25 protein-coding genes and 3 tRNA genes are annotated in these 25,173 nt (G+C 68.1%); 18 read left to right on the top strand and 10 right to left on the bottom strand.

Annotated features, from left to right (window positions below; genetic code table 11):
• Positions 1-26 precede the first annotated feature (26 nt).
• Positions 27-569: a DUF924 family protein gene (locus JMT67_RS02290; RefSeq protein ID WP_183215612.1), complete on the bottom strand. Its 543-nt coding sequence runs from the start codon at positions 567-569 to the stop codon at positions 27-29.
• On the opposite strand from JMT67_RS02290, the gene ilvC reads away from it, so the two are divergent.
• A complete protein-coding gene (gene ilvC, locus JMT67_RS02295; protein WP_201462583.1) occupies positions 568-1,602 on the top strand; it encodes a ketol-acid reductoisomerase in 1,035 nt (344 codons plus the stop codon). The two genes, JMT67_RS02290 and ilvC, sit on opposite strands and share 2 nt — an antisense overlap.
• 111 nt (positions 1,603-1,713) lie before the next feature.
• Here the strand turns inward: ilvC and JMT67_RS02300 are convergent.
• Positions 1,714-1,790 (bottom strand) — tRNA-Pro (locus tag JMT67_RS02300).
• A gap of 199 nt (positions 1,791-1,989) precedes the next feature.
• Between JMT67_RS02300 and JMT67_RS02305 the strand changes: the two genes are divergently transcribed.
• Both JMT67_RS02305 and JMT67_RS02310 read left to right on the top strand, forming a co-directional pair.
• Positions 1,990-2,063, top strand: a tRNA-Gln gene (locus tag JMT67_RS02305).
• Between the two features lie 207 nt (positions 2,064-2,270).
• A tRNA-Leu gene (locus tag JMT67_RS02310) sits at positions 2,271-2,355 on the top strand.
• Positions 2,356-2,542: 187 nt separating this feature from the next.
• Here the strand turns inward: JMT67_RS02310 and JMT67_RS02315 are convergent.
• Positions 2,543-4,153 carry an amino acid permease gene (locus JMT67_RS02315; RefSeq protein WP_201462584.1) on the bottom strand — a complete coding sequence of 537 codons (1,611 nt, stop codon included), beginning with the start codon at positions 4,151-4,153 and terminating at the stop codon, positions 2,543-2,545.
• Between the two features lie 156 nt (positions 4,154-4,309).
• Between JMT67_RS02315 and hrpB the strand changes: the two genes are divergently transcribed.
• The 3 genes from hrpB to JMT67_RS02330 all read left to right on the top strand — a co-directional run bounded on the left by hrpB (position 4,310) and on the right by JMT67_RS02330 (position 8,387).
• Positions 4,310-6,745, top strand: coding sequence for an ATP-dependent helicase HrpB (gene hrpB, locus JMT67_RS02320; protein ID WP_201462585.1), 2,436 nt, complete (start codon positions 4,310-4,312; stop codon positions 6,743-6,745).
• Between the two features lie 75 nt (positions 6,746-6,820).
• A complete protein-coding gene (locus JMT67_RS02325; protein WP_182713618.1) occupies positions 6,821-7,030 on the top strand; it encodes a hypothetical protein in 210 nt (69 codons plus the stop codon).
• Positions 7,031-7,049: 19 nt separating this feature from the next.
• Positions 7,050-8,387, top strand: coding sequence for an MFS transporter (locus JMT67_RS02330; RefSeq protein ID WP_407645712.1), 1,338 nt, complete (start codon positions 7,050-7,052; stop codon positions 8,385-8,387).
• A gap of 9 nt (positions 8,388-8,396) precedes the next feature.
• Here JMT67_RS02330 and JMT67_RS02335 read toward each other — a convergent pair whose 3' ends face one another.
• The 3 genes from JMT67_RS02335 to JMT67_RS02345 are packed head-to-tail and all read right to left on the bottom strand — an operon-like array spanning position 8,397 to position 11,515.
• Positions 8,397-9,206 carry a TrmH family RNA methyltransferase gene (locus JMT67_RS02335; RefSeq protein WP_201462587.1) on the bottom strand — a complete coding sequence of 270 codons (810 nt, stop codon included), beginning with the start codon at positions 9,204-9,206 and terminating at the stop codon, positions 8,397-8,399.
• Complete coding sequence (locus tag JMT67_RS02340) at positions 9,203-10,114, bottom strand: class I SAM-dependent methyltransferase (protein WP_201462588.1); 912 nt, start codon at positions 10,112-10,114, stop codon at positions 9,203-9,205. Before JMT67_RS02340 ends, JMT67_RS02335 begins: the two co-directional genes overlap by 4 nt.
• 18 nt (positions 10,115-10,132) lie before the next feature.
• A complete protein-coding gene (locus JMT67_RS02345; RefSeq protein ID WP_201462589.1) occupies positions 10,133-11,515 on the bottom strand; it encodes a glycosyltransferase in 1,383 nt (460 codons plus the stop codon).
• A gap of 127 nt (positions 11,516-11,642) precedes the next feature.
• Between JMT67_RS02345 and JMT67_RS02350 the strand changes: the two genes are divergently transcribed.
• From JMT67_RS02350 to JMT67_RS02365, 4 genes are read left to right on the top strand one after another with little or no spacing between them, the layout of a single operon-like run.
• Positions 11,643-12,272 carry a TetR/AcrR family transcriptional regulator gene (locus JMT67_RS02350; RefSeq protein WP_201462590.1) on the top strand — a complete coding sequence of 210 codons (630 nt, stop codon included), beginning with the start codon at positions 11,643-11,645 and terminating at the stop codon, positions 12,270-12,272.
• Complete coding sequence (locus tag JMT67_RS02355) at positions 12,269-13,075, top strand: ABC transporter substrate-binding protein (RefSeq protein WP_395942045.1); 807 nt, start codon at positions 12,269-12,271, stop codon at positions 13,073-13,075. The genes JMT67_RS02350 and JMT67_RS02355 overlap by 4 nt, the downstream gene beginning before the upstream one ends.
• Positions 13,072-14,061, top strand: a complete 990-nt coding sequence (locus JMT67_RS02360; protein ID WP_201462591.1) for a FecCD family ABC transporter permease — start codon at positions 13,072-13,074, stop codon at positions 14,059-14,061. The genes JMT67_RS02355 and JMT67_RS02360 overlap by 4 nt, the downstream gene beginning before the upstream one ends.
• Positions 14,061-14,816, top strand: a complete 756-nt coding sequence (locus tag JMT67_RS02365) for an ABC transporter ATP-binding protein (protein WP_233455914.1) — start codon at positions 14,061-14,063, stop codon at positions 14,814-14,816. The genes JMT67_RS02360 and JMT67_RS02365 overlap by 1 nt, the downstream gene beginning before the upstream one ends.
• Here the strand turns inward: JMT67_RS02365 and JMT67_RS02370 are convergent.
• The gene (locus JMT67_RS02370; protein WP_201462592.1) at positions 14,810-16,861 is read right to left on the bottom strand and encodes a lytic transglycosylase domain-containing protein; all 2,052 of its coding nucleotides are present in this window, start codon (positions 16,859-16,861) and stop codon (positions 14,810-14,812) included. The two genes, JMT67_RS02365 and JMT67_RS02370, sit on opposite strands and share 7 nt — an antisense overlap.
• 125 nt (positions 16,862-16,986) lie before the next feature.
• Here JMT67_RS02370 and dapA point away from each other — a divergent pair, with 125 nt between their 5' ends.
• Complete coding sequence (dapA, locus tag JMT67_RS02375) at positions 16,987-17,871, top strand: 4-hydroxy-tetrahydrodipicolinate synthase (protein WP_191558145.1); 885 nt, start codon at positions 16,987-16,989, stop codon at positions 17,869-17,871.
• Complete coding sequence (gene smpB / locus JMT67_RS02380; RefSeq protein ID WP_054765718.1) at positions 17,871-18,344, top strand: SsrA-binding protein SmpB; 474 nt, start codon at positions 17,871-17,873, stop codon at positions 18,342-18,344. The genes dapA and smpB overlap by 1 nt, the downstream gene beginning before the upstream one ends.
• Before the next feature lie 16 nt (positions 18,345-18,360).
• On the opposite strand, the gene JMT67_RS02385 is transcribed toward smpB, so the two are convergent.
• The 3 genes from JMT67_RS02385 to JMT67_RS02395 form a co-directional block, all read right to left on the bottom strand.
• Positions 18,361-18,552, bottom strand: a complete 192-nt coding sequence (locus JMT67_RS02385; RefSeq protein WP_201462593.1) for a hypothetical protein — start codon at positions 18,550-18,552, stop codon at positions 18,361-18,363.
• Positions 18,553-18,650: 98 nt separating this feature from the next.
• The gene (locus JMT67_RS02390) at positions 18,651-19,289 is read right to left on the bottom strand and encodes a uracil-DNA glycosylase (RefSeq protein ID WP_201462594.1); all 639 of its coding nucleotides are present in this window, start codon (positions 19,287-19,289) and stop codon (positions 18,651-18,653) included.
• Entirely contained in the window at positions 19,286-19,828 is a 543-nt protein-coding gene (locus JMT67_RS02395) for a LabA-like NYN domain-containing protein (protein WP_152950228.1), read from the bottom strand. Before JMT67_RS02395 ends, JMT67_RS02390 begins: the two co-directional genes overlap by 4 nt.
• Positions 19,829-19,853: 25 nt before the next feature.
• Between JMT67_RS02395 and folK the strand changes: the two genes are divergently transcribed.
• From folK to acpS, 6 genes are all read left to right on the top strand, one after another.
• The gene (gene folK / locus JMT67_RS02400; RefSeq protein ID WP_224761548.1) at positions 19,854-20,402 is read left to right on the top strand and encodes a 2-amino-4-hydroxy-6-hydroxymethyldihydropteridine diphosphokinase; all 549 of its coding nucleotides are present in this window, start codon (positions 19,854-19,856) and stop codon (positions 20,400-20,402) included.
• A gap of 84 nt (positions 20,403-20,486) precedes the next feature.
• Positions 20,487-20,846: a DNA-directed RNA polymerase subunit omega gene (gene rpoZ / locus JMT67_RS02405; protein WP_054765722.1), complete on the top strand. Its 360-nt coding sequence runs from the start codon at positions 20,487-20,489 to the stop codon at positions 20,844-20,846.
• 98 nt (positions 20,847-20,944) lie between these two features.
• The gene (locus tag JMT67_RS02410) at positions 20,945-23,125 is read left to right on the top strand and encodes a RelA/SpoT family protein (protein WP_054765723.1); all 2,181 of its coding nucleotides are present in this window, start codon (positions 20,945-20,947) and stop codon (positions 23,123-23,125) included.
• A 39-nt stretch (positions 23,126-23,164) separates the two neighbouring features.
• Complete coding sequence (pyrE, locus tag JMT67_RS02415) at positions 23,165-23,749, top strand: orotate phosphoribosyltransferase (RefSeq protein ID WP_152950231.1); 585 nt, start codon at positions 23,165-23,167, stop codon at positions 23,747-23,749.
• A 40-nt stretch (positions 23,750-23,789) separates the two neighbouring features.
• Positions 23,790-24,530 carry a pyridoxine 5'-phosphate synthase gene (locus tag JMT67_RS02420; protein ID WP_201462595.1) on the top strand — a complete coding sequence of 247 codons (741 nt, stop codon included), beginning with the start codon at positions 23,790-23,792 and terminating at the stop codon, positions 24,528-24,530.
• Complete coding sequence (acpS, locus tag JMT67_RS02425) at positions 24,527-24,928, top strand: holo-ACP synthase (RefSeq protein ID WP_054765726.1); 402 nt, start codon at positions 24,527-24,529, stop codon at positions 24,926-24,928. The genes JMT67_RS02420 and acpS overlap by 4 nt, the downstream gene beginning before the upstream one ends.
• The last annotated feature ends 245 nt before the right edge of the window (positions 24,929-25,173 follow it).

Here is a 25,173-nt window from a genome sequence, read left to right on the forward strand (position 1 = left end):
AACGGGCGAGGCCGGAATGCCGCGGCTCAGCCGCCGAAGCCGCCCTGGTCGAGGAAGGCCTGCTCTTGCGGCGTCGTCGCGCGGCCCAGGGCGAGGTTGCGGTGGGGAAAGCGGCCGAAGCGCACGATGATGTCGCGGTGCAGGCGGCCCCATTTCTCCAGCTCGGCGTCGCCGGCGACCAGGGCCAGGTAGCGGTCCTGATCCTCGAGCCGTTCGGAATGTTCGAAGGGCAGCAGGAGGAAGTTCTTCAGTTCGGGTTCGACCCGGAGGTGCCAGCCGCGCGCCACCGCCTGTTCGGCGAACATCAGCGCCAGGGGATCGGTGGCGAACTGATGGGCCGTGCCGCGGAAACTGTTCCTCGGATACTGATCCAGCAGGATCAGCAGGGCCAGGGCGGTCTCGGGGGCCTCGATCCAGTCGTCGCGTTCGCGCCGGGCGGCCGACAGGTGCAGATCCTGGCCGCGCGACCGAAACTGGGCGTCGAAGGCCTCGTCCTTGGCGAACCACTTTTCGGGCCCGGCCTCTTTCCAGAAGGCGACGACGTCGGATGCGGTTATGAAGGGGACCATGACCGACATCTTAGCCAATCCGCTGCCCGTCTTCCATGACCGCGACTGCGACCTTTCGATCATCCGCGGCAAGCGCGTGGCCATGATCGGCTACGGCAGTCAGGGACGCACCCATGCGCTGAACCTGCGCGATTCGGGCGTGACCGACATCGTGGTCGGCCTGAAGCCCGGGTCGAAGACGCGGGCTGTGGCCGAAGCCGACGGATTTAAGGTGATGACGGCGGGCGAGGCGGCGGCTGGGGCGGACGTGGTCGCCGTCATGACCTCCGACGAGGCGCATCGCGACCTGTGGCGCGACGAACTGGCGCCTGCTGTGCGGCCCGGCGCGGCCCTGATCTTCGCCCACGGCCTGTCGGTGCGATTCGGCCTGGTGGAGCCCCGCGACGATCTGGACGTGATCCTGGCCTCGCCCAAGGGGATAGGGCCGCGCATTCGCGACCTGTACGAGGCCGGGGAGGGGGTCTTCTGCCTGTTCGGGGTGCATCAGGACGCCACGGGCGGGGCCCATGCGCTCGGCCTGTCCTATACGGCGGCCCTGGGCTGCGGACGCAAGGGCATCCTCGAGACGACGATGCGGGACGAGTGCGAGAGCGATCTGTTCGGCGAACAGGTGGTGCTGTGCGGCGGGATCGCCGAACTGATCGATTCGGCCTTCATGAAACTGGTCGAGGCCGGCTATCCGGCCGAGGTGGCCTGGTTCGAATGTTTCTACGAGGCCAAGCTGGTCACCGACCTGATGTACGAGCGCGGCATAGCCGGCGCCTTCGCCAAGATCTCCAATACGGCGGAGTACGGGGCTTACCGCACCGGGCCGCGCGTGATCGGCGCCGAATCGCGCGCCGCCATGGATCAGGTCCTGGCCGAGGTTCAGGGCGGGGGATTCGTGCGGGATCTGATGGCGGACTATGACGCCGGCTCGCCCGACCTCATGGCGCGGCGCGCGGCCCTGGGGCGGCGGCCGATCGAGTCGGTGGGGGCGCGTCTGAACGAGGCGGCGCGGCGGGCGCGGGAGACGGCGGCGAACGACGACTGATGCGCGGGAGACGACTCGTCATCCTGTGCGTCCTCATCGACGCCATGCGGCGGACGGGCCGGCCCTCGGGTCGAGCCCGAGGGTGACGATCACTAGAGGGATGAGAGAGAATGGTCGGAGTGAGAGGATTCGAACCTCCGACCCCTGCGTCCCGAACGCAGTGCTCTACCAGGCTGAGCCACACTCCGACCGTGGGGGCTGGCCGCAAGGCGTCGCCCCGAAGTGAGGACGCGGCTTATAGCCATGGGTTTCGGAGGCCGCAAGCGTCCATTTCGACCTTCTTCGCAGGCGGCGAAAATTGTCCTGAATGGGGGTGTTGCATCCGAAAACGGTTTGGCCTATCTGACCGCCTCCGCCGCACGAGAGTGCAGCGGACGCCGGACCTGCTGGGGAATGGTGTAATGGTAACACTCCGGTTTTTGGTACCGTCATTCTAGGTTCGAGTCCTAGTTCCCCAGCCATCCGCCCCTCCCATAAGCGAAGGCCTGCCTTGGTGTCAGGCCCGCCGGCCAAGCCTCAAGACACAGTTATTTCAGTGCGGAGGCGGCATTCTGGCCGCAATCCCCTGGGCGGCGCGATTCGCAATGAACTGGTGGCGGGACGGCGTTGGGGTTACAGCGCCCCTTGTCAGGGGCGATCCCGCCCTCTAGAGCCCACTGCCTGCCCATGCGGATGTGGCGGAACTGGTAGACGCACTGGATTTAGGTTCCAGCGCCGCGAGGCGTGGAGGTTCGAGTCCTCTCATCCGCACCAAGCAAAAAGGCCCGGGATCGATCCCGGGCCTTTTTGTCTTTGTAGGGCAGGCTTATCGCGCTTCGCGCTGCTTGAGGCCATTTTGTGGGCCCATCGCGCGTGGCGTTAGTTGAGGCGCCGTTGGCGCGCCTCTGTTTCGCTTGCGGCGAAGAAAAAGGCCGGGGCGTTGACCCCGGCCTTCTTTGCATCAGTCGCGTTCTTCCTTGGAGCCGGGGGCCGGGGCGCCCGGCATCGGCGGGACCGGGCCGACCGGGGCGTCGGCCGACAGCTCCGGGACCTCGACCAGGCCGCGGGCGACGTGGCTCTTACGGAAGCCATAGGCGAAATAGATCACCAGACCCACGGCGCCCCAGATGGGCAGGACCATCTTGGCGTCATGCGGCAGGTTCCAGAACAGGAAGGCGCAGCCGGCGGCCGAAAGCGGCGCGATGATCCAGACCAGGGGCGTCTTGAACGGACGGTTCCGGTTCGGATCGGTGCGGCGCAGGATCAGGACCGCGATCGACACCATGAAGAAGGCGAACAGGGTGCCCGAGTTCGAGATGTCGGCCAGTTGACCCACCGGGAAGAGGGCGGCGGCGATGGCGACGGCGACGCCGGTGAACAGGGTCACGACATAGGGGGTCTTGAACCGCTTGTGCATCTTGGTCAGGCCTTCCGGCAGCAGGCCGTCGCGCGCCATGACGAAGAAGATGCGGGTCTGGCCGTAGATCATCATCAGGATGACCGAAGGCAGGGCCAAGAGGGCGGCGGTGCCCAGGGCGTTGCCGACCTGCGGATGGCCGATGACGCGCAGGACGTGGGCCAGGGCCTCGTTCGAGCAGACCAGGGCCTCGGCGTTGGCCGGCAGGGCGCAGGCGGCGACGAAGGCAGGCGAGCCCGGCTGGACGGCTTGACCGGCGGCGCCGAGGACCGGCTGGGCGCCGATGGCGCCGGCCGCGCCCAGGGCGACCAGCAGATAGAAGACGGTGCAGAAGGCCAGGGAGCCGATCAGGCCGATCGGCACGTTGCGCTGCGGGTTCTTGGTCTCTTCAGCAGCGGTGGAGACGGCGTCGAAGCCGACATAGGCGAAGAAGATCGAGGCGGCGGCGCCGACGATGCCCATGCCCGAATAGGCGCCGAACAGGCCGTTGGGCGCGAAGGGCGACAGGTTGGCGGTGTCGATGACCGGCAGGGTCAGGACGATGAAGACCGTCAGGGCCGCGACCTTGATCGCCACAAGGATGGCGTTGACGCGGGCCGATTCCGTGGTGCCCAGGATCAGCAGGCCGGTCACGGCCAGGGCCACGATGATGGCGGGAATGTTGACGATCCCGGCCGAGAAGTCCGGCGTCGGGATGAAGCCGTTCATGCTCCAGGTCGGTCCGGCGGATAGGAGGTCCGGGAAGTCGAAGCCTATCCCGTTCTCTATCAGGCCCAGCACATAGCCGGACCAGCCCACCGACACGGCCGAGGCCGCAACAGCGTATTCGAGGATCAGGGCCCAGCCGACGCACCAGGCGAGCAGCTCGCCCAGGACGGCGTAGGTATAGGTGTAGGCCGAGCCGGAGACCGGGGCCATGGCCGCCAGTTCCGAATAGCAGAGCGCCGCCACCGCGCAGACCGCGCCGGCGATGACGAAGCTGACCATCATGCCGGGGCCGGCCTTCTGAGAGGCCGCAGCCGTCAGAACGAAGATGCCGGTGCCGATGATGGCGCCGATGCCGAGTAAGGTCAGTTGAACAGGTCCGAGCGACCGATGAAGCGACTTCTTCTCGGCCGTGGCCAGAATCGCGTCGAGCGACTTAACGCGCCACATAGAATACCCCCACGTTTACGGCGGCCCTCTGGCCGCGTCGGCGGGGACGCTAGCGGCGGAATGCGGGCCGCGCAACGCGCATGACTGCGGGGTGAAGCGCTCACGACGCTTTCGTGATCGTGGCGCATCGGGGGCGCATCGGGCTAGAGGCGGATCATGTTGCCGATCCACGCCGTTCTCGACCCGCTGAAATCCGCCCTTGCAAACGGAAATACGGCGGTTTTGGCCGCCCCGCCGGGGGCGGGGAAGACCACTGTCGTCCCCTTGGCCCTGCTGGACCAGGCCTGGCTGGGCGACGGACGGGTGCTGGTGCTGGAGCCGCGCCGTATCGCCGCACGGGCCGCCGCCGACCGGATGGCCGCCACCCTGGGCCAGGAGGCGGGCGGGACGGTCGGCTACCGCACCCGGCTGCAGAGCCGGATCGGGCCGAAGACGCGGATCGAGGTGATCACCGAGGGGGTCTTCACACGGATGATCCTGGACGACCCCGGGCTGGAGGGGGTGGGAGCGGTCCTGTTCGACGAATTTCACGAGCGCAGCCTGGACGCCGACCTGGGTCTGGCCCTGGCGCGGGAAACGCAAGGGGCGCTGCGGGAGGATCTGCGGCTGCTGGTGATGTCGGCCACCCTGGACGTGGCGGGGGTGTCGCGGTTGCTGGACGGCGCGCCGGTGATCGAGGCGGAGGGGCGGGCCTATCCGGTCGACACCCGCTATCTGGGCCGCAATCCGACCGAGCGGTTCGAGGAGGCGATGACGCGGGCCTGTCTGACGGCCCTGGGCGAGGAGACGGGGTCGGTTCTGGCCTTCCTGCCGGGGCAGGGCGAGATTCATCGGGTCGTGCGGCAGATCAACGAACGGCTGAGGCTGCCGAACGTCGACGTGGTTCCCCTGTATGGCGGACTGGATCGGGCGGAGCAGGACCGCGCCATCGAACCGGCGGCGCCGGGGCGGCGCAAGCTGGTGCTGGCGACCTCGGTTGCGGAGACGAGCCTGACGATCGACGGGGTGCGGGTGGTGGTGGACGGCGGCCTGTCGCGCGTGCCTCGGTTCGAGCCGTCCAGCGGCCTGACCCGGCTGGCCACGGTTCGGGTCAGTCGGTCGTCGGCGGAGCAGAGACGGGGGCGGGCAGGACGGACCGAACCGGGCGTCTGCTATCGGCTGTGGGACGAGGAACAGACGCGCGGCCTGGTCCCGCATCAGCGGCCGGAAATCCAGGAAGCGGACCTGACCGGCCTGGCGTTGGATCTGGCGCGATGGGGCGCGCGGTCGGTCGAGGGGTTGGCCCTGCTGGACCCGCCGCCGGCCGGAGCCCTGGGCGAGGCGCGCAAGGTGCTGACGCGGCTGGGGGCGCTGGATGCGGAGGGCGGGTTGACCGATCACGGGCGGCGGCTGACACGCATCCCCCTGTCGCCGCGCCTGGCCCATATGGTCGCCGTGGCCTCGGACGGGCACGACGCCATGACGGGCGCGCGGATCGCGGCGGTGCTGAGCGAGCCGGGATTGGGCGGATCGAACGTGGATCTGCACGAGCGGCTGGTCGGCCTGGAGCGGGACCGGTCGCCGCGGGCGCGGGATGCGTTGAAACTGGCTGAGCGCTGGGCTCGGGCGGCGGGCGGCGGCGCGGGCGGGTCGGTCGATGAGGGACTGCTGCTGGCCGAGGCCTTCCCCGAACGGATCGCGCGGATGCGGGGCAAGGCCGGCGAGATGCTGCTGGCCAGCGGGCGCGGGGCCATGGTCGAGGCGACCGATCCCCTGGCGCGCGAGACCTGGCTGGCGGTGGCCGAGCTGGGGGGCGGCGAGGCGCGGGACCGGGTGCGGCTGGCGGCGGCGCTGGACGCGGCGACGCTTGAAACCGATCTGGCGCGGCTGATCGAAACCGAGGAACGGCTGGCGCGCGAGCCCTCGGGCCGGGCGGTGATCAAGCGCATCCGACGGATCGGCGCGATCGTTCTGGATGAGAAGGTGATCGGGACGCCTGACGCGAGCCAGTTGTCGGCCGTGCTGAAGGCCGAGGTCGAGGCCGAGGGGATCGGCGCCCTGCCCTGGGGCGAGCAGGCCTCGGCTCTGCGGGCGCGGCTGGCTTTTCTGCACGGACTGGACCCGGCCTGGCCTGATGTGTCCGACGAAGGGCTCATGGCGGCGCGCGAGGCCTGGCTGTGGCCGGTGCTGGAGGGCGCCAAGTCGCTGGCGGCGATCGGCGACGGCAGGCTGGCGGACGCCTTGCGGGGGCTGATCCCCTGGGATCTGCAACGCAGGCTGGACGAACTGGCGCCGCCGCGACTGACGACGCCGCTGGGGTCGGCGGGCATCGACTATGGCGCCGAGGGCGGACCGCGCGTGGAGATCCGCGTTCAGGAGCTGTTCGGCGTGACGACCCATCCGACGGTCGGCGGCGGCCGCGTTCCCCTGACCCTGGCCCTGCTGTCGCCGGCGCGGCGGCCGGTGCAGGTGACCCGGGACCTGCCGGGATTCTGGGCGGGCTCGTGGGCGGCGGTGCGCTCGGAGATGCGCGGCCGCTATCCGCGCCATCCCTGGCCCGAGAACCCGGCCGAAGCCCAGGCGACCAACCGGGCCAAGCCCCGCGGGACGTGAAGCGTCGAACCGGTCCCAAGCGGCTGCAACCGGGCGGCAAGCGCTGCGTTGAGCCAATCTCGCAGAGGACGCCCCATGGCCTTCACCCAACTCGACCCCCCGCTGCCTGTCACCGTGCAGGATCGCGGCAAGGGGTTCGCCTTCGCCGTCATCGACTATGGTCAGGAGCACAATCTGATCTGGGTGACGGCCATTACCGAGACCGGAGAAATCTGGTGCGCGCCCAACCCGGTCGTGCGGATGCAGGCCAACTGGACCATGGGACGGCCGTCGCCCGCGGGTTGAGGCTTTTCAGCGGGAGAAGATGACGCGATATGGTCAGGCGCGCCCGCCGTGCGCCAACGGGGACAAAATCGTGCCGAACGCCAGGACCATCTCGCCGACCGCCGGAAAAGGGCGGGTGCTTTTCGCCAGCCTGATCGGCACCACGATCGAATTCTACGACTTCTACATCTACGCCACGGCGGCGGTGCTGGTGTTTCCGCGGCTGTTCTTCCCGGGCGGGGACCCGACGACGGCCATGCTGTCGTCCTTCGCGACCTTCTCCATCGCCTTTTTCGCAAGGCCGGTCGGCGCCCTGGCCTTCGGGCATTTCGGCGACCGGGTGGGACGCAAGGCGACCCTGGTGGCGGCCCTTATGACCATGGGCCTTTCGACCGTGGCCATCGGCCTGCTGCCGACCCATGCGACGGTCGGTATTGTCGCTCCCCTGCTGCTGGCCCTGTGCCGGTTCGGACAGGGGCTCGGCCTGGGCGGCGAATGGGGCGGGGCCGTGCTGCTGGCCACCGAAAACGCGCCGCCGGGCAAGAAGGCCTGGTTCGGCATGTTCCCGCAACTGGGGGCGCCGATCGGCTTCATCCTGTCGACGGGCGCCTTCATCGTCCTGACCTCGACGATGGGCGAGGCCCAGTTCGAGGCCTGGGGCTGGCGCCTGCCCTTTCTGGCCAGCGCCGTCCTGGTCTTCGTCGGTCTGTGGGTGCGGTTGAAGATCACCGAGACCCCGGAATTCCAGACGGCGATGGACCGGAAGGAGCGGGTCAAGGCGCCGGCCGTGACCCTGTTCGCCCAGCACAAGACCGCCCTGTTCCTGGGGACGTTCAGCGGGGTGACGACCTTCTCCCTCTTTTATCTGATGACGGTCTTCGCCCTGGGTTGGGCGACGACGGGGATGGGGCTGGCGCGAGGCGACGTCCTGCCGGTCCAGCTGATCGGGGTGCTGTTCTTCGCCGCCTTTATCCCTGTGACGGCCCTGCTGGCCGACAAGTTCGGCCAGGTGAAGGTGCTGATCGCTTCATCGGTCGGGATCGCCCTGTTCGGCGGCCTGTTCGCGCCCCTGTTCGGAGCGGGGCTGACGGGGCTGCTGATCTTCTTCGCCCTGGGCTTTGCCCTGATGGGGTGCACCTATGGCCCTATCGGCGCGGCCATGGCGCGGCCCTTTCCGACGGCCGTCCGCTATACGGGGGCGTCCATGGCCTTCAATCTGGCAGGGATCGTGGGGGCGTCGCTGGCGCCCTATCTGGCGACCTGGCTGGCCAAGACCTACGGCCTGGCGGCGGTCGGCGGCTATCTGGCCCTGTCGGCGGCGGTGACCATACTGGCCCTGTGGGGCATGGGGCGGGTCAGCCCGGAGACGGAACTCTGATACCGAACTCTAGGCTTCGTCCGTCGCCGCATAGACCATGATCCCGGTCGCGATGGCCAGGTTCAGGCTGTCGGCCCGGCCGCGCATCGGGATCTTGACGTTGACGTCGCAGGCGGCGGCCAGCTGGTCGGTCAACCCGGCCTGTTCGTTGCCCATCAGGATCAGCGACGGCTTCTGCATCACCGCCGAGCGGTGGCTGACCTTGGCGTCCAGCCGGGTGCCGACGACGCTGCCGGGCCAGGTCTGGCGCCAGGCCAGGAAGGACTCGGGGTCGGCTTTGGTGATGGAGACGGCGAAGACCGAACCCATGGTCGCGCGCACCGCCTCGACCGAATAGGGATCGACGCAGTCGCCGATCAGGATGACGCCGCCGCAGCCGGCCGCGTCGGCGGTGCGGATGATGGTGCCCAGATTGCCGGGATCACGCACCTGCTCCAGGGCCACCCAGCAGGGGGCCGAGGCGGGGTCCAGCCTGTCCAGAGGGGTATAGACCTGATCGAACACGCCCAGGACCGTCTGGGGATTGTCGCGGCGGCTGATCTTTTCGAGGATGGCGTGGGTGACGACGACGATCTCGCCGCCGGCCTTGCGCGTCTCGGCCCTGGCCCGGTCCAGCAGGGGGTGCGGGCGGGCGTCCTCGCCGACCAGCAGCATGCGCGGCGCCCGGCCCAGATCCAGGGCCTCGCCGATGAATTTCAGCCCCTCGGCCAGGAAGGTTCCGGTGTTGTCCCGCTCCTTGCGCATATGCAGGGCGCGGACGGCCTTGACCGTATCATTGGTCAGGGAGGTGATGACGCGGTGGGTGTCGTGCGCGCTCATCGGCTCCACCGGGCGAAGAAGGACAGGCCGATGGCGCGGGCGTTCGCACCGTCTTCGGACAGGGCCAGTTCGCCCCAGTCGATGCGGCCGCCCCGATCCGGCAGGGCTTCGGCCATCAGATGGGCCAGGGACAGGCCGGAGATGCGGGCGGCGTAGGCGTTCAGCAACAGGAAGTCGGCCTCGTCCGACAACAGGACGGCGCAGTCCTTCAGCAGGGCCGGCATGTCCTCGAACAGGCGCCAGACCTCGCCGGTCGGGCCGCGTCCGTACTTGGGCGGGTCCAGGATGATCCCGTCGTATTTGGAGCCGCGCCGGACCTCGCGGACCACGTATTTTCGGGCGTCCTCGACGATCCAGCGGATCGGGCGGTCGGACAGGCCGGACTGTTCGGCGTTCTCGCGGGCGTAGCTGACCGATTTCTTGGAAGCGTCGACGTGGGTGACCTCGGCTCCGGCGGCGGCGCAGGCCAGGCTGGCGACGCCGGTGTAGCCGAACAGGTTCAGGATCTTCGGCGCTCGGCCGGCGTCGCGCGTGAAGGCGCGCACGCGGCCGTCCAGCCAGTCCCAGTTGGCGGCCTGTTCCGGGAAGAAGGCCAGGTGGCGGAAAGGCGTGAAACGGCCGGTGAACTTCACCTCGCGCCATTTCAGGGGAAAAGCGTCGACGGGGCCGTGCCGGTCGAAGCGCCAGCGACCGGAGTCGTCCTCCTCCTGCTGCGGATCGAAGGCGGCCGTGGCCTGGTCGAAGGCGGCCGGGTCGCGCGGGGACCAGAAGCACTGGGGCTCGGGCCGGACCACCGTGTAGGGACCGTAGCGTTCCAGCTTCCGACCGTCGCCGGAGTCCAACAGGGCGTAGTCGGACCAGCCGCGGGTCACCAGGGTTTCGGGGGTTGGGGAGAGCAGGGGCGCCATCCTGCGGCTGATAGGCGGTCAGGCGGCCTTCCGTCCAGCATCGACATGGGTCGAGGCGTCGCATTCGGCGTCATGGTCCGGCTCATGAATCGTCTTGTCCCAGACATAGGGCGATACGATCAGTCGCCACAGAGCCTGTACAAACGCGACGCTGAGCAGGGACCAGTAGGCCGGCGCCAGCAGCATGTCGCTGAGACGATAGTCCAGACCGGCGCGCCGCGCCCCGACGGCGCAACTCATCCATGCGGCGACGACGCCCAGAGCCAGGACGGCGAGCGATCCGACCGGCAAGGACGGCGCCGCGCCCGTGTGAAGACCCAGGAGAAGGGCCGAGCCGATCCAGGCCAAGGCGGGAGCGTGGCAGGCGGCGGATATGACGGCGGCTCCCAAGGTCATGACAAGCGACAGCAGTCCGCGCTCGCCCAGGGCGGCGGGCGAGCGCGTGTGGACGCCCCAGGTCTGCATATAGCCCTTCAACCATCGCGTTCTCTGGGGCAGCCAGCGCTCGAAAGGGCCGGGCGGCGTTTCCCAGGTCGGTCGGTGGATGACCCCCAGACGCCACCCCGCCGACCAGAGCCGAAAGCCCAGGTCGGCGTCTTCCGTCACATTATAGGCGTCCCAACCGCCCAGATCCCGGAGGATGGCCGTCCGAAGATGATTGCTGGTGCCGCCGAGGGGGAAGGGCAGGTTCAGCTTCGCCATGCCCTGAAGATTGACCTCGAAAAGGGCGGCGTACTCCAGGGCGAACTGTCGATCGAGAAACCCCTTCAGGCCGGCGCCTCTACGAACGCGCAGCGGCGCCTGAAGACAGGCCAGGTCAGGGTTCTGGGCGAAGTGCGCCGCCGCTTCACGCAGTTGCCCCGGGTCCGGCGCATCTTCGGCGTCATAGACGGTGACCAGTTCGCCCTTGATGAAGGGAAGGGCGTGGTTGAGGGCGCGCGGCTTGGTCTGGGGCGCGCCAGGCGGCACAATCAGGATCTGCAGCCAGTCAGGCCTGGCTGCGGCCGTCGCCGCCGCAATGGTTGACTGATCGTGCGCTTCCAGGATGAGGAACCCCTGCAACTGTCGGCGGGGGTAGTCCAGCCGAGACAGGTTCTGCACCAACTGCTCCACCACCGCCGCCTCGTCATACAAGGCCGCCAGGACGGTATAGCGCGGCCAGCGGCCCGGCTTGGGCGGCGGGGGCGGCGGAGAAAGACTGGCCGCCGCCAGGACGGCCCGCCAAACGGCCGTGGCGACGAAACAAGCCTGAAGCCCCAAGATCAGGGCCTCCAGCGTCGCCCGCGGCCAGAGGACGAGGGCGAGCGCCACACATGTCGCCAGCCCGCCGACAACCGCCGCCTGCCAGGCCGTCGGCGTTCGACGCCCTGCGCCGCTGAGCGCATTCGTCTTGATCGTCATGGTTCCAAGCCCCCGCCCGAGCCAAATACAACTTGAAATATATTTGCGCTGCAACTGGATTTTTTGCGCCGATTGGCGCCGATGATCGATTGTCGCTATTCAGATCGCTCCTGACCTGGAGTCGCCTTTGCCCCTCGCGTCGCAACCGTCTCGTTCCCACCGCAAGCCCAAGGGGGAAGGCCATTCACGGCGCGGCGAAATCCTGGCCGCCGCCGAGCGGATTTTCGTCGAGCACGGCTATGAAGGAGCGACCATTCGCAAGATCGCGGATGAGGTCGGCCTGTCCTCGACCGCGCTCTACATGCATTTCCCCGATAAGGGCGCGATCCTGCAGGAAATCTGCCGCAACGCCTTCAGCGTCCTGACGGCGGCTGCGGCCTCCCTGTCGTCGGGCTCCGCGCCGCCGGAGGTGCGACTGAGGGCCATGATCGAGGCCTACGCCCAGTTCGGGTTCGATCAGCCCAACGCCTATCGGCTGATCTATCTGACCCGTCCCGCGGAGGCCCGAGAGGGCGCTCAGACCTTGTCTCAGGAGCTGGGCGCCGTCGTCTTTTCCGCCTTTGTAGCCTTGGTTGAGGAGACCGTGGCCGCAGGGCGGATGGAGGGCGACGCCAGGGCGATCGCCCAGTCGATTTGGGCGGCTGCGCACGGCGTCGTGTCGCTGATGATCACCAAACCCTATTTTCCGTGGGTGGAGCGGGACCGGTTGGTCAAGACGACCCTGGACGCCGTGTTCGACGGCCTGCTTAAACCGTGACCCCACGCGCCCGGTCGCTCCTTCTCTGTCTGGTCCTTGTGGGGCTGACGCCGCTCCCCGCCCAGGCTCGGCCCTTGCGGGTCATGGCCCTGGATCAGTGCGCCGATCAATATGTCCTGGCCCTGGCGCCCGACGCCGAACTGGCCCTGTCGCCGCGCGCCGACGATCCTGACGCCTGGCTGAGGCGCGAGGCGGCCGGACACAGGCGGCTGCGCCCGACCCTGGAGGCGGCGGTCGGGTTCAAACCGGATGTGGTCGTACGCTACTGGGGCGGCGAACCCCGGCTGCTGGCGGCACTGGAGCAGCGCGGGACCAAGGTGGTCACGATCGCGGACGCGACGGACTTCGACGGGGTGCGCGCCAATATTCGCGCCGCAGCTCAGGGTCTCGGGCAGGCCGAGCGGGGGGCTCGACTGGAGCGGACCATGCAGGCCAAGCTGGATCGCGCGGCGCCGCCCGCCGGAAGCCCCACGCCCGGCGCCCTCTATCTGACCTCGGGCGGCTATACGTCCGGTCCCGGCACGCTGATGGATGCGATGATGCGGGCGGCCGGCTTTCGCAATCTGACGACCGCGCCGGGCTTCGGGGCCGTCAGTGTCGAGCAGATCGCGCTTCAGCCGCCCATCCGGTTCGTGCTGGGCTTTTTCGACCAGTTGCGGGCCGACTGGCGGGGCGCGGGCCGCCATCCGGTGGTGCGCCGCGCCGCCAAGGGGCGGACGGCGGCGAAGCTGCCGGCGGCCGTCCTGACCTGTCCCGCCTGGTTCGCCGCCGACGGGGTGGAGATGATGAAGGCGCGCCCATGAATCGTACGGTTCGTCTGTGCGTGACTCTGGGCCTGCTCTGTACGGCGGCCGTGGCGACCGCCGTCCTGTTCGGGGAGACGGGGTTCGACCGCGCCCAGTATGCGGCGGCCTTCGGCGATCCGTCTTCAGGTCCCTGGGACGTCTTGTGGCAGGTGCGGGCGCCCCGCGCCGTCTGCGCCCTGGTCGTCGGAGCGGCTCTGGGGCTGGCGGGGGCGGTGATGCAGGGGCTGCTCCGCAATCCCCTGGCCGATCCTGGCGTGCTGGGGGTTTCGGCGACGGCGGCCTTGGGCGCGGCCCTGGCGATCGTCCTGGGCGGCGCGGGCGTTGGGGGCTTGGTGGAGATGTCGGCCCTGGCCGGCGCGGCTGTGGCCGGCGGGGTGCTGGTCGCGGCAGCCGGACTGATGCGGGCGCCGGAGGCCCTGATCCTGTTCGGGGTGGCCCTGTCGAGTTTCGCGGGGGCGGCGACGGCCCTGATCTTCAACCTGTCGCCGTCCCCCATCGCCCAGGCCGAGGTCATGGCCTGGCTGTTGGGATCGGTGCAGAACCGGAGTTGGGTCGATGTCGCCTGGGTGGCGCCGGCCCTGGCGATCGCGGCCGTTTTCGCCGCCCTGTCGGCGCGGGGACTGCGGATGCTCACCCTTGGCGATGAAACGGCCGCAACGTCGGGGCTCTCCATGGGGCGGTTGAGAGGCTTCGCCCTGATCGCGGCGGCGCTGGCGACGGGGGCGGCGGTGGCGGTCGCGGGCGTGATCGGCTTCGTCGGTCTGGCGGCGCCCCATCTGGTGCGGGCGGCGGTGCGCGGGGACGCGGGGCGAATCCTGGCGCCCTCTGCCCTGGCGGGCGGATTGATCCTGGTGGTCGCGGACTTAGCCGCGCGGCTGACGCCGACGGATCAGGAGCTGAAACTGGGGGTGTTCACGGCCTTGATCGGGGCGCCCCTGTTCGCCCTGATCGCCTGGCGGGCGGCGCGGGAGTGGCGACTGTGATCGCGCCGCTGACGATGTGGGACGCCGAGGCGACCCTGGGCGGGCGCAAGGTGCTGGACGGTGCGGACGTACAGGTCGAGCGCGGCCGGTTGGTCGCCCTGGTCGGTCCCAACGGGGCGGGCAAGTCCAGCCTGATCAAGGCGTTCGTCGGACTGCTGGCGCTGGACGGCGGCGTCGCCCGCCTGAACGGCGACGACGTCACAATCCTGTCCCCTCGAGAACGGGCCCGGCGCGTCGCCTATCTGCCCCAGGAGCGGCGGATCGCCTGGAATCTGCCGGCGGTGGAGGTGGCGGCCCTGGGCGCGCCCTTCCTGGCCGGTCCCGAAGCCCTGGCGCGGGCCAAGCGGGCTCTGGCTGAAGTGGGCGGCGCCCATCTGGTCGATCGCGGCGTAGCCGAAATGTCCGGCGGCGAGCGGGCGCGGGTGCTGCTGGCGCGCGCTCTGACGACCGACGCCCCCATGCTGCTGGCGGATGAACCGATCGCGGGGCTCGATCCGGACGCGCAGCGGCTGGTGCTGGAGCGGCTGCGCGCCCGCGCGGACGGCGGCGCCGCCGTGCTGGTCAGCCTGCACGACCTGACCCTGGCGGCGGTCTTCGCCGACCAGGTGGCGGTCATGCATCAGGGACAGGTCGTCGCCGCCGCCCCGCCGATGGAGGCGCTGGAGCCGGGCGTGCTCAGAAGCGTCTTCGGCTTGGACGGGCGCTGGGTCGAAACGTCGGACGGGCCGCTGTTGGCGGCCCGCCGGGCTCAGTAGGCGACGTAGGGACGGGGACCTGCAGCCGCGCCGCGCGCAATGTCGGCCGAGGGCGTCAGGGGCGCCGAGCCGCCGTTCAGCCGGGCCTTGTAGACCGCCATATTCTCCATCACCCGCATCATATAGTTGCGCGTCTCGGTGAAGGGGGCGCATTCGATGAAGTCGATGGCGGCGTTGGCGTCGCCGCGCGGGTCGCCGCAGCGGGCGATCCACTGGTTCGGCCGCGCTGGGCCGGCGTTGTAGCCGACCGTGGCCAGCAGCATGGAGCCGTTGTTGGCCGCCATCAGCTCGCCCAGGTGATAGCTGCCCAGGGTCATGTTGTAGTCCGGGTCCCACAGCTGTTCGGCCGAGAAGCTCATGCCCAGGCGACGGGCCACGCCGGAGCCGGTGGAGGGCAGGAACTGCATCATTCCGCGCGCATCGGCGCCGGAGCGGGCCCGGGGGTCGAAACTGGATTCCTGACGCGTGATGGCCTGAGTGAACTCCAGCGGCGCCGCGCCGGCGACCTGTGGCGGTATGCGGACCGGATACATCCGCTCTGGCAGGACAAAGCCCCTCTGGCTAGCCGCACGGCCGACCATCATGGCCGCGAAACCGTCGCCGTAGCTGCGGCTCAGATCCATCAGCAGGGCCAGATCCTCGATCGTCGGGAGGTCGTTGTCGAGCTGATAGGCGAAGACCCGCAGCAGGCTGGTCTCTCCGGTCTCGCCGAGGATCCGAGTGGCGCGAACCCGTTCATCGGCTTCAAATCGGGCGATGTCCGCAGCGGTGGGCGCCGGATCGCCGGGCAGGGTCAGGGTGGTCATCCCCGCCTTTTCGGCGGCGAGCTGGCCATAGAAGGTCTGCCAGTGCTGGGCGCCGTTGCGATAATAGGCGAGGGCGGCGTCGCGCTCGCCCCGCGCTTCTGCGGCCCGGCCCAACCAGTAATAGGCGCGGCCCTGGGTGATCGGAGTGGAGGAGCCGGTGCGCAGGGCCTCGAAATGGCGGGCGGCGACCTCGGGCTGGTTCAGCTTGGTCAGGGCGACCCAGCCGGCGAAGAATTCGGCGTCAACCATTCGGTCGCCCGAGGTGAAGCCGTGGCCGTTCATCGCATCATAGGCGGCGCGCCAGTTTCCCTGCTGCAGGGCGTCCAGATAATAGTTGCGGCGCTCGGTCCACAGGGTGTCGTCGCCGACCGTGTGGCCCGGAGCGGGCGGGAGGTAGGCCAGAAGCGGGAAGGCTTCGGACTGACGGTTCTGAGACCGCAGGATACGAACCCGTTCCAGGACCACGACGGGATCGACGGCCTGTGTCGGGGTCAGGGAAGCGACCACGGCGTCAGGGCTGTAGGCGGTGCGCAGGCTCATGACGGCGTTTGCGACGGCCGCCCGTTCCGGTGAGACGAGGCCCGTCATCGCGCGGGTGGCCGGGCCGTGAGGGCCCATCAGCAGCAGATTGAGGCGGGTCTCATGATCGGCCGGGGTCAACCATCCGGCCCAGGCGGCCAGAATGCGCGATTGCGGCGCCTCGTCGAAGGATCGCGTGCGCCACCATTCGCGGATCAGGGCGCGCGCCTCATCGCGTCGCCCCCTCTGTTCAAGGGCGGCGGCGTAGGCGATGGCGCCATCGACCGTGCGGGGCGGTTCCTGCGCGAACAGGGCCAGGGCGGCGTCCGGGCCGACGCCGGACCGGGCCAGCACCTTTTCTGTCGCTTCGCGGCGTGATTCGGCCCTCGGCCAGCCGGCCAGCTCCGTCTGAGCGCGGGCGAGGTCGGCGTAGGACAGCTGTTCGCCCGAGGTGTCGATCAGGGCCCACTGGACCAGTTTGCGCGCTGCGGGATCGCCGATCTGTGAGAGGGCCGACTGGGCGCCCAGCACGTCGCGCGCCCGCGCGGCGGCCAGTCCTTGACGAAACAGCGCCGTGTCCTGATCATTCAGGACGCGGGTTTGGCCATAGGCGACGCCGGTTTGAGTGACGGAACCATAGGGGACGGCCTGCGCCGGCGCCGCGTCTTGAGGGCTCGGCGCAATCAAGGCGAGAACCGCCGCCAGACTCGTCGCAATCATGATCTTTCCTGTTCTCATTCATCCCGGTTGCGGCGAAGCCGCTGGCGACCTAACGTCTCGCGCTCTCAAGACAGAGGTCCTGGACGTCCGTCCATCGCCCCTCCCCAGTTAGGCTAGCTAGTCCCATGACCGCCCCCTTGTTCAAGGGCGTGATCACCGCCCTGATCACACCACTTCATGACGGAAACGTGGACGAAGCCGCATTCGCCACGCTGATCGAGCGTCAGATCGCCGCAGGCGTCAGCGGTCTGGTGCCCGTCGGCACGACAGGCGAGGGCGCCAGTATGGATCTGGACGAGCACAAGCATGTGATCGAACTGTGCGTGCGGCTGGTCGCCGGCCGCGTTCGCGTCATCGCCGGAACCGGTTCGCCCTACACCAAGGAAGCCATCGACCTGACCCGTCACGCCAAGACGGTGGGGGCGGACGGCGCCCTGGTCGTGACGCCCTATTACATCCGCCCGTCCCAAGCCGGGATGGCGGCGCATTTCGAGGCCATAGCGGACGCCGTCCAACTGCCCATCCTGCTTTACAATGTGCCCGCGCGAACCGGAGCGGACCTGGCCAATGAGACGGTGGCGCGATTGGCGGCTCATCCGAACATCGTCGGCATCAAGGACGCCACCGGCGACATGAGCCGGGTCAGCTGGATGCGGGCCGAGATCCAAGGGCCGTTCGACCTGATCTCCGGCGATGACTCCAGCTATTTGGGCTATCACGCCCATGGCGGGGTCGGACTGATTTCGGTGGCGTCGAATGTGGCGCCCGAAGCCATGGTCGCTTTGCACAATGCGGCGGCGTCCGGCGACTACGCCGCAGCGCGGGATTGGCAGGACCGTCTGATCGGCCTGTGTAAGGCGCTGTTCCTCGATAATTCTCCCGCCCCGACCAAATACGCCCTGGCCCGGCTGGGCCTGTGCCGTGAAGAGGCGCGCTTGCCGCTGTCGCCGACCTCCGACGCGGTCAAGCCGGCCATCGACAAGGCCATGGTCGAGGCGGGCGTGATCTGATGGCGCCCAAGCCGCAGCCCAAGTCCAAGGTCATCGCCGAGAACCGCCGCGCGCGCTTCGACTATTTCCTGGAGGACAATATAGAGGCGGGGATTCAGCTGCTGGGCACCGAGATCAAGGCTCTGCGCGACGGCCGGGCCAATATCGCCGAAAGCTATGCGGCGGTCGAGGGACGAGAGATCGTCCTGATCAACGCCGACATTCCGCCTTACAAACAGGCCAACCGCTTCAATCACGAGCCCCGCCGGCCGCGCAAATTGTTGCTGCACCGCAAGCAGATCGACAAGCTGATGGGGGCGGTGCAGCGTGACGGTCAGACCATCATCCCGCTGAGGCTCTATCTGAACGAGGCGGGCAAGGCGAAGCTGGAGATCGCCCTGGCCAAGGGCAAGAAGCTGCACGACAAGCGCGAGGCCTCGGCCGAACGGGACTGGCAGCGCGACAAGGCGCGGCTGATGCGGGACAAGGGCTGAGCCCCGTCGCCGTCGCCTAGTTGAGAGGGCGGGCGTCCGTCACGCCGGGCAGGTCGGAGGCGCTTCGGCTCATCTGGCCGCCGGCGGAGGGGGCGACCAGACCGCCGGTCAACAGCGTCAGCACCGTGAAGGCGACCACGACCACGGCCGCGATCAAGGCCAGCCTGCGCTCGGCTGGGGTGAAGAGTCGATCGGTCGTGCGTTGCATGGTTCAGCCTCCCTCCGTGCGAGAACGCAGCGGCGGGGCCTCAGTTCCGCCTCAATTGGATCCTGCCGGATTGGTGCGACACCTCCGCGACAGCACGTTCACGCTTCTATGATCGACCGGGCGCGATTGAACACCGCTTCGAACATGTCCGGGGTCAGGCGACCCGTGTTCGTGTTCAATCGGGAGCAGTGATAGGAGTTCAGGATCACATAGCCTCCGGCCTCGCCCTCGGCCCCATGCCCCGCCGGCATGGCCGAGGCGGGGCGGCCGAACGCCTTGAGGATGTTGCGGCGAGAGACGTCGCCCAGGGTGATGATGACCTTAAGATTGGGCAGAAGCGCAAGTCGGTCGATCAGGAAAGGACGACAGGTCGTCTCTTCGACCGGCAGGGGCTTGTTGCCGGGCGGGGCGCAGCGGACGGCGTTGGTGATCATGCAATCGACCAAGGTCAGATCATCGTCGCCGTTCGGCTCATAGGTTCCGGTCGCGAAGCCGGTCTTCTTCAGCGTGTCGTACAGCAGCCATCCGGCGTGGTCGCCCGTGAATGGACGGCCGGTGCGGTTGGCTCCGGTGCGGCCCGGCGCCAGGCCGGCGACCAGAAGCCGCGCCTGAGGGGCGCCGAAGGAGGGGGCGGGGCCGTTCCACCAATCCGGATTCTGGCGGGCGTTTTCCTGGCGATAGGCCACCAGTCGCGGGCAGAGCGGACAGTCGCGGGGCGGCTCGGGCGTTAGGCTCATTGCGCCGTCGCCGACTTGGGTCGGCCGAAGTCGGCCATCAGATCGTTCAGGTCCAGGAAGGCGTCCGCCTGACGGCGCAGTTCGTCGGCGATGTGGGGCGGCTGAGTCTTCTGGGTGGAGATGACCGTCACCCGCACGCCCTTGGCCTGGACGGCCTGGACCAGCCGTCGGAAGTCGCCGTCGCCCGAAAACAGCACGACATGATCCAGCGCCGGAGCCAGCTCCAGCATGTCCACCGCGATCTCCATGTCCATATTGCCCTTGATCCGGCTATGGCCGGCCGTGTCCGTGAACCGCTTCACCGGCTTGGTGACGACGGAAAAGCCGTTGTAGTCCAGCCAGTCCACCAGGGGTTTTACCGGTGAGAACTCTTCGCCCTCCACCACCGCCGTGTAATAGTAGGCGCGGATCAGGATGGATTTTTCGCGAAACCAGTCCAGCATCCGCCGGAAGTCCATATCGTGTTGCAAGGCGCGGGCGGCGGAATACAGGTTGGACCCGTCGATGAAGATCGCCAGGCGGTCGGTGGGATGAAACATGGTCGAGGCCGTCGAAAGAGATGAAATGAGGGACGAAAGGCGAGGGGCGCCGGTCGATACGAGAATCGACGCCGCACTCGACCTGAACGCCGCAGTCATCGTGGCGCTGGGCTGTAATGACAAGGGGGCCTGGTCGTCTTGCCGCGAGGCCCTGGAGGCGGCTCTGGCGCGGTTTCGCACGGAAGGGATCGATATCATCGCCCGGTCGTCCTGGTGGTCGTCGCTGGCCTGGCCCGATCCGCAGGATCCGCCGTTCCTGAACGGCGTCGTGATCGTGAGCACCGCCCATGATCCCCATGATCTGATGGCGGCGCTGGGCCGGATCGAAGACGCCTTCGGGCGGCGTCGGTCGGCGCGCAACGCGCCGCGCACCTTGGATCTGGACCTGATCGCCTACGGGCGACTGATCGGCGACCTGAACGGCCTGATCCTGCCGCATCCCAGGGCGGCCGAGCGCAGATTCGTCATGGGGCCGATTGCGGAGATTGCGCCGGACTGGGTGCATCCCGCCGGCGGCGACGCCGCAGCCCTTGCCGGGGCCGCAGGGGTCGGCAAGGACGCTCATCCCATCTGACGCCGTAGTTTCGCCGCTCTGGCGTTGCAAAACAGCGACCATATCTGTATTTGACGCGGTTCTCCCCCGCGTTCGAGGAATTTCATGGCCCGCGTCACCGTCGAAGACTGCATCGAGAAGGTTCCGAACCGCTTTGGTCTGGTGCTGATGGCGGGTCACCGCGCCCGCAGCATCGCCAACGGCGCCGCCCTGACGATCGACCGCGACAATGACAAGAACCCCGTGGTCGCCCTGCGCGAGATCGCCGATGACACGGTGGCGCCCGATGAACTGCGCGAGACCATCATCACGACGCTGCAACGCGTCGATGAGCGCACGGAGGCCGAGGACGAGGCGGAAACCGTCGCCCTGCTGGCCGAGCCGCAGCACATGAACATGGCCGAGGCCGAGCTGATCCGCGCCCTGCAAAGCGACCGGGACGGCGGTCAGGAGGAGCGCTACTGACGCCCGAGGGAGCCCCAGGCGTCACTATCCTGCCGGCGCGGACCGAGACGGTTCCGCCGGCGCCCCAAGCTGCAGACAAAATCGAGCCGGCGAAAGACATGGCGCCGCTCAAGCGCGCGCCGATCCTGCGTCAGTTCGAACTGATCGAGGCCGTCAAGGCTTATGATCCGACCGCTGACGAGGCGCTTCTCAATCGCGCCTATGTTTATGCGATGAAGATGCACGGCTCGCAGCTGCGGGCTTCAGGCGATCCCTATTTCGCCCATCCGATCCAGGTCGCGGGCATATTGACCGACTATCGGCTGGACACGGCGACGATCGTCACGGCCCTGTTGCATGACGTCGTCGAGGACACCTCGGCCACACGCGAAGACATCGCCCAGATGTTCGGGGAAGAGGTGGCCGTCCTGGTTGAGGGCGTGACCAAGCTGAGCCGGCTTGAGCTTCAGGCCGAGCATACGCGCCAGGCCGAAAACCTCCGCAAATTCATTCTTGCGATCAGCCGGGACGTGCGGGTCCTGTTGGTCAAGCTGGCGGACCGCCTGCACAACATGCGGACCCTTCAGTACGTCAAGCCGGAGAAGCGTGAGCGCATCAGCCGCGAGACGCTTGAGGTCTATGCACCCCTGGGGCGGTCAATCGGCATTCACTCCATTGCTTCCGAGTTGGAAGAACTGGCCTTCACCCATCTGAATCCGACGGCCAAGACGGCCATCGAACGTCGGCTTGAGGCGTTGAAGCTGGAGCATGGTCACGCCATCGAGGGCGTGTCGGACGAGGTGGAGCGGGTGCTGTCGGAAGCCGGGGTGCCGGCGCGGGTTTTCGGTCGGCAGAAGACGCCTTATTCCATCTGGCGCAAGCTGCAACGCAAGTCCGTCGGGTTTTCGTCCCTCTCCGACATCTATGGATTCCGCGTCATTCTGGAGGCGGAGGACGACTGTTACCGCGCGCTGGGCGTGATCCACCGGGCCTGGCCGATGGTCCCGGAACGGTTCAAGGACTTCATCTCCACGCCCAAGTCGAACAACTACCGCTCGCTGCACACCACGGTCGTGGGGCCGCGCGGCTTGCGAATCGAAATGCAGCTCCGCACCGAGGCTATGGACCGCGTCGCCGAGGATGGAGTGGCGGCCCACTGGCGCTACAAGAACCATTCCTACGGTTTCGATCATGAAGCCATGGCGACGGGAGGCGGCCGCGATCCCTTGCAGAACCTGCGCCACCTGGTTCAGGTGATCGAACATGGCGAGGGCGGAGAGGACTGGGTCGAGCACGCCAAGCTCGAAATGTACCTGGATCAGGTCTTCGTTTTTACGCCCAAGGGCCGGCTGGTGACCCTGCCGCGGGGCGGCATGCCGCTGGACTTCGCCTATGCGGTTCACACAGAGGTCGGCGACACGGCCGTCGGGGTAAAGGTCAACGGCGAGCTCAAGCCGATGCGGACGCCCTTGCAGAACGGCGACGTGGTCGAGATCATTCGCGGGGCCAAGCGGGAGGTGCCGGCGGACTGGCGTAGTCTGACGGTGACCGGGCGGGCCCGTTCCGCCATTCGTCGTCATATCCGAACCTCCGAGCGTGAAGAGTTCATCAAGCTGGGCCGTGTGGCGCTGGAGCAGACGCTGGCCCGGGTGGAGAAGTCTCTGGCTGACGTCTCGCTGAAGCCGGTTCTGGAAACCCTGGCGGTCGCCTCGGACGACGATGTGTTCGAAAATCTGGGCCGCGGTCGGTTCTCGCCCACGACCGTGGCCGAGACCCTGTTCCCGTCCTTGAAGGGGCGGTTGAAGGCCGGGCCGGAAAAACAGAGGATCGAGGGCGATACGGCGCGGCTGTTCGTTCGCGGGGGCGGACTGACGCCCGGCGTCAGCGTCCATTTCGGCCGTTGCTGCACGCCTGTGCCCGGCGATCGCATCGTGGGCATTCTTGAGCCGGAAACCGGGCTCACCGTCCATACTATCGACTGTCAGGCCCTGGCGGCCTTCGCCGATGACGATTCGGTCTGGCACGATCTGCAATGGACGCCTCAAGCCGAGACGGACGCCGTCGCCGCGGTCCGGTTGAACGCCACCATCCGCAATGCGCCGGGCGTGCTGGGGCAGGTGACCACCCTGATCGGCGAGGCGGGCGGCAACATCATCAATCTGTCGATGGCCTATCGTCAGCAGGACTTCTTTGACGTGACGATTGATGTGGAGGTGGAGGACGCCAAACACGCCACCACCATCATGGCGGCTCTGCGGGCCAATCCTTCGGTCGACAACGTCGATCGCGGGCGCGGCTGAGTCTTTCGCCGGACAGGGCGAGGCGCTAAGACGCCCCGCATGAACACCCAAGACGTCCTCAACGAGTTTCGCGACGCCGGCGCCCTGCGCGAAGGCCATTTCGTCCTGTCCTCCGGTCTGCACAGCCCCGTCTTTCTGCAGAAGAACCTGGTCTTCATGCAGACGGACCGCTGCGAGCGGCTGTGCAAGGCTTTGGCGGAAAAGATCGTCGCGACGGTCGGGCCGGTGGATGTGGCCATTTCGCCGGCCGTGGGCGGGATCATTCCCGGCTATGAGACGGCGCGTCACCTGGGCGTCCCGTCGATGTATGTCGAGCGCGAAGGCGGCCAGTTCAAACTGAGGCGCGGGTTTTCCGTCGAGCCGGGCCAGAAGGTTGTGATGGTGGAGGATATCGTCACCACCGGATTGTCGTCGCGCGAATGCATCGCCGCCATCCAGGCGGCGGGAGGCGAGGTGGTCGCTGCAGCCTGTATCGTCGATCGGTCAGGCGGAAAGGCCGATGTGGGCGTGCCACTCATCGCCCTGGCGTCGCTGGAGGTGCCGGCCTATCCAGCCGACGCCCTGCCGCCGGAACTTGCGGCCGTGCCGGTCGAAGACCCCGGCAGCCGTAGACTTGCGAAATAATGTCCGGCGAAGCGACGTCGGGGCCGGCGAGGAGCTGAAGATGCGCGAACGGGTGAGGCTGGGCGTCAATATTGATCATGTCGCGACGGTTCGGAACGCTCGCGGCGGCGCCCATCCGGATCCGGCCAGAGCGGCGGAGACGGCCTTGATGGCGGGGGCAGACGGCATCACCGCCCACCTGCGCGAGGACCGGCGCCACATTACGGATGCCGACATCGGCGTGCTGAGCGCGCTCTGCGCTCGCGCAGGCAAGCCGCTCAACTTTGAGATGGCCGTGACCGATGAAATGCTGAGCATCGCCCTGCGCCACCGCCCCCACGCCGCCTGCCTTGTGCCCGAGCGGCGCGAAGAGGTGACGACGGAAGGCGGCTTGGCGGTGGCGGGACAGGAGGCGCGGATCAAGCCTGTCGCCCAGGCCCTGACGGAAGCTGGGATACGGGTCTCGCTGTTCATCGAACCGTCCGAGGCTCAGGTCGAGGCCGCTGCGGCGGTCGGCGCCCAGGTGGTGGAGTTTCACACCGGCCGCTATTGCCACCTGACCGATCCCGGGGAGCGGGAGGTCGAGTTCCAGCGGCTGGCCGCCGCCGCCGCCCAGGCCGACGTCCTGGGGCTGGAGGTCCATGCCGGTCACGGGCTCGACTATGAGACCGCCCCAACGATGTTGGCCATTCCCGAGATTCGGGAGCTGAACATCGGCCATTTCCTGATCGGCGAATCCATATTTGTGGGCCTGGATACAGCGATCCGTCGCATGCGGGCGGCGATGGATTCGGCGAAGTGATCATCGGCGTCGGCGCGGACCTGTCGGACATCCGGCGTATCCAGGCCTCGCTCGACCGGTTCGGCGAGCGGTTCAAACAGCGGTGTTTCACCGACATCGAACGGGCGCGGTCGGATCGGAAGCCGGACCCGGCCTGGAGCTACGCCAAGCGGTTCGCGGCCAAGGAGGCCTGCGCCAAGGCCCTGGGCACCGGCATGAGGGCGGACGTCTATTGGCGCGACATGGGGGTGGTGAACCTGAGGTCCGGGCAGCCGACCCTGGCCCTGACCGGCCACGCGGCCGATCACCTGGCGCGGCTGACCCCGGCCGGGCACGAGGCGAAGATTCACCTGACCCTCAGCGACGAACACCCCTATGCGCTCGCCTTCGTGGTGATCGAAGCCTTGCCGCTGTCGTAATCGCGATATACCCGTCACTGGACGACCGCGAGGACGCGGCAAGGGGATGCTTGATCGCATGAGCGAAGATCAAAAGCCGCAGGGCGACGACGTGAAGACGAGCGATGCTGCGGGTGCGGCCTCGGCGGGCGACGTCTATGTCTGGACTGAGGGCGACAAGGCGGAGAAGCCTGCGGAGGCGCCTGTCGAGCCGATGACCTCGACGACGCCGGTCGCCGCAAAGCGGCCGGTTTGGAGCGACGACG

Origin of the sequence: Brevundimonas aurantiaca (genome assembly GCF_904830995.1) — a bacterium.
GTDB lineage: Bacteria > Pseudomonadota > Alphaproteobacteria > Caulobacterales > Caulobacteraceae > Brevundimonas > Brevundimonas aurantiaca.